Source organism: Anaerotignum sp. (assembly GCF_045122575.1).
GTDB lineage: Bacteria > Bacillota > Clostridia > Lachnospirales > Anaerotignaceae > Anaerotignum_A.
Genome location: NZ_JBGVHV010000099.1, coordinates 1 through 3017 on the forward strand (window position 1 = coordinate 1; position 3017 = coordinate 3017).

4 protein-coding genes and 1 riboswitch are annotated in these 3017 nt (G+C 47.8%); all 4 genes read right to left on the reverse strand.

Features of this window, described 5'->3' with window-relative positions:
- The coding region (locus ACJMLT_RS04385; protein ID WP_405727158.1) for an S-adenosylmethionine synthetase N-terminal domain-containing protein at positions 1 to 161 on the reverse strand (161 nt) is incomplete at its 3' end.
- 279 nt (positions 162 to 440) lie between these two features.
- A riboswitch (SAM riboswitch) is annotated at positions 441 to 540 on the reverse strand.
- A 144-nt stretch (positions 541 to 684) separates the two neighbouring features.
- Complete coding sequence (locus ACJMLT_RS04390) at positions 685 to 1554, reverse strand: damage-control phosphatase ARMT1 family protein (protein ID WP_405727149.1); 870 nt, start codon at positions 1552 to 1554, stop codon at positions 685 to 687.
- Complete coding sequence (locus tag ACJMLT_RS04395; RefSeq protein ID WP_405727152.1) at positions 1551 to 2081, reverse strand: DNA-deoxyinosine glycosylase; 531 nt, start codon at positions 2079 to 2081, stop codon at positions 1551 to 1553. Before ACJMLT_RS04395 ends, ACJMLT_RS04390 begins: the two co-directional genes overlap by 4 nt.
- 4 nt (positions 2082 to 2085) lie before the next feature.
- A complete protein-coding gene (gene hemB / locus ACJMLT_RS04400) occupies positions 2086 to 3015 on the reverse strand; it encodes a porphobilinogen synthase (RefSeq protein WP_405727155.1) in 930 nt (309 codons plus the stop codon).
- Between the last annotated feature and the right edge of the window lie 2 nt (positions 3016 to 3017).

Here is a 3017-nt window from a genome sequence, read left to right on the forward strand (position 1 = left end):
ATTACCATGATCATACCTGTTGTTGTGCAAGTTTCACATGCTACACGGGAATGGGGGTCTTTTGCCAGCAGTGCGTCCAGCACGCCGTCGGAAATCTGGTCACAGATCTTATCGGGATGACCCTCTGTAACAGATTCGGAAGTGAATAATCTTCTGCTCATGTTCTGTTCTCCTTTTTTCTACACGATTTTTCAGCAACTGTAAATAAAGATTTCTAAGGAGAGATTTTAAAACGAAAAATCCATTCGTAATGCTTCGCATTACTCAAAATGCCCTTACGGGTCCACAGTCCTTCGGACTATGTAATTTGCTCCGCAAACCATTTTTTGCATCTATGACCAATGAACCTTGCAAGCAAGTTCATTGCTCCTCTCTGCAAAAAGGCTTTCTCCGCTTTAAACAAAAAAATAACCTCTGCATAACAGGGGTTTTCTAATGTAATCTCATCTTCCGCAATATTGCGGGGGAATTAGCACCGATGCGTTTCCGCCGGTTGCCGGGTGTCACAGGGCCCTGTCCCTCAACCACTCTTGATAAGTCCTTTATTTACTTTCTGCAGTATTGTATCAAGGTTACAACATCCTGTCAATAAATTTTCGACAGAAAAAAAGACCATTTTCGAAGTTTGCCAGTTTGCATAGTCAAATCCTCGGAAAAGGTCATTTTTCTGTTGTTTTTGCGATATTACAGATCTTTTTCATTGATGAAAACACCGCTGTACTGGGGCAGTCCAAAGCGTTCCATGAACCACTGGCATTTGCAGAGGAACAGATAATAGATATTCAGCCCACATCCATGCAGGCTTTCGAAATTCCCCTGTCCTTTGGCAATCAGGAGATCCGCCCCGTCCATTTCTGCTTTCGCTTCTGCGGAAATCCATGGAATATAAGTCCCTGCGATATTCGTACCATTGGGGATGACTCTGCCGCAGGCATCGATGCCAACCTGCAGCGCATCCTCCACGGTCGCATCATTCAGCACAGGTTCCCCGCGGACGATAACGGTACGTTCCACATAGGGAAATTTTTCTGCGATGGTTTCCAGCAGAAGTTTATCCAGAACGATCTCGCCGCAGTTATCGGTCATATAGACCAGTTTCTTTGCATGTTTCAGGTTTTCCGTAAAGTTCTGATAGGTATCTGCGGAAAGCGGCAGCGTTTCCGCCTGTTCCAGAAATTCCATGAGTTTTGCGTCATTCACGCTGTCCATGGCGCCAAAATCGATGAAATTGCCGATCTGCGCAAAACGCAGTGCCAGAGCCAGAGGGTCAGCCGCATTACTGATTTTTTCTCTGATTTCATCCTCTTTTTCCAGCATCATGGCATTATAGCCCTGTTTCAGTTCCTCAAAACTGAAGGGCTTACCAAAATATGCCTCATGCAGTCTGCCGATATGAGAAAGAAGGACAGGAGCCGGTTCTTCCGCCCCATTGTTTGCGATAATCCCCAGCACTTTTCCCAGATATTCTGCCTTCTTTTCCTCATCAGGATATTTTTTGATATTTTCCGCCTGTCTTTTTACCAGACAATGCATACATTCCGCACTGACCTTCATTCTTTCTCACCTTCTCCATTTAACATGGGCAGGAGAGCTTCCCCCCATGTCTCCACCAGTTTTTCCAGTTTCCATGCCGCATTGGCAGGGCTGGTGGAAGGCATCTGTGTTGCCGTGATGCCCAGTCGTTTTTCCTGATGCTTCTGAAATAATTTGTAAGATGTACCGCCGTTGCAGAGAATGGGGATATTTCCCGTTACTGCAAGGATACGCTCCAAGTCCGCAGGCTCCACATTGCGGATACTGCTGTCGCTGCTGCCGATGATGTCACAGCTGTGAATAACATCATGCAATGCAATATGGTTCCGCAGGAGCAATGCCTTTTTTTCTTCTATGGTCTGGGGCACTTCTTCCTCCGTTACTGCCGCCAGCATCTTCCAGAAGCGATTCTGAGGATGGCCGTAATAAAAACCCACTTCACGAGATTTTCTGGAGGGGGCTGTGCCAAGGATCAGCACACGGCTATCTTTATCACAAACGGGTTCAAATTCCTGCGTCACCCGCTCCCACTTTTTTTCGTCTTTCATTTTTTCACACTTCTTTCAGCCACTTCGCCGCATCCAGCGCATGGTAGGTGATAAGAATGGTCGCCCCCGCCCGTTTCATGGCGATCAGGTTTTCCATGACGATGCGTTTTTCGTCGATCCAACCCATCTGTGCCGCCGCCTTTACCATGGCATATTCCCCGCTGACATTATAAACCGCAATGGGCAGGTCGAACCGCTGAGATGCCGCTTCCACCACGTCCAGATAAGCCAGGGCAGGCTTCACGATATACATGTCCGCCCCTTCTTCGATATCATCGGCAATTTCTCTGAGGGCTTCTTTTTTGTTGCAGACATCCATCTGATAGGAGCGTCTGTCCCCAAACTGTGGCGCAGAATGGGCCGCATCCCGAAAGGGGCCATAATAGCCCGATGCAAATTTTGCGCTATAGGCCATGATGGGCGTATTGACAAAACCATTTTCATCCAGCGCCACACGGATGGCCGCGACTCTGCCGTCCATCATATCGGAGGGGGCAATGATATCCGCTCCGGCCTGCGCCAGCGTTACACTCATTTTTGCCAGAAGGGGCAGGGTTTCGTCATTCAGGATATGGCAGCCTTCTACCAGCCCGCAGTGGCCATGGGAAGTATATTCACACAGGCAGACATCGGCAATGACCAGCAGTTCGGGGTAGTTTTTCTTAATATATCGAATGGCTCTCTGGGTAATGCCGTCGGGATGATAGGCCTGAGAACCCACTTCGTCTTTTTCGGCAGGGATACCGAAAATCAGCACCCCGCTGATGCCGCTCAGTTTCACTTCCGCCAAGAGTTCATCCAGCATATCGATGGAATACTGATAGATATTCGGCATAGAAGGAATGGGGTTTTTGATATTTTCCCCTTCGATAACAAAAATGGGATAAATCATTTCCTCGGGAGAAATCCTTGTTTCTCTTACCAGTTTCCGCATGG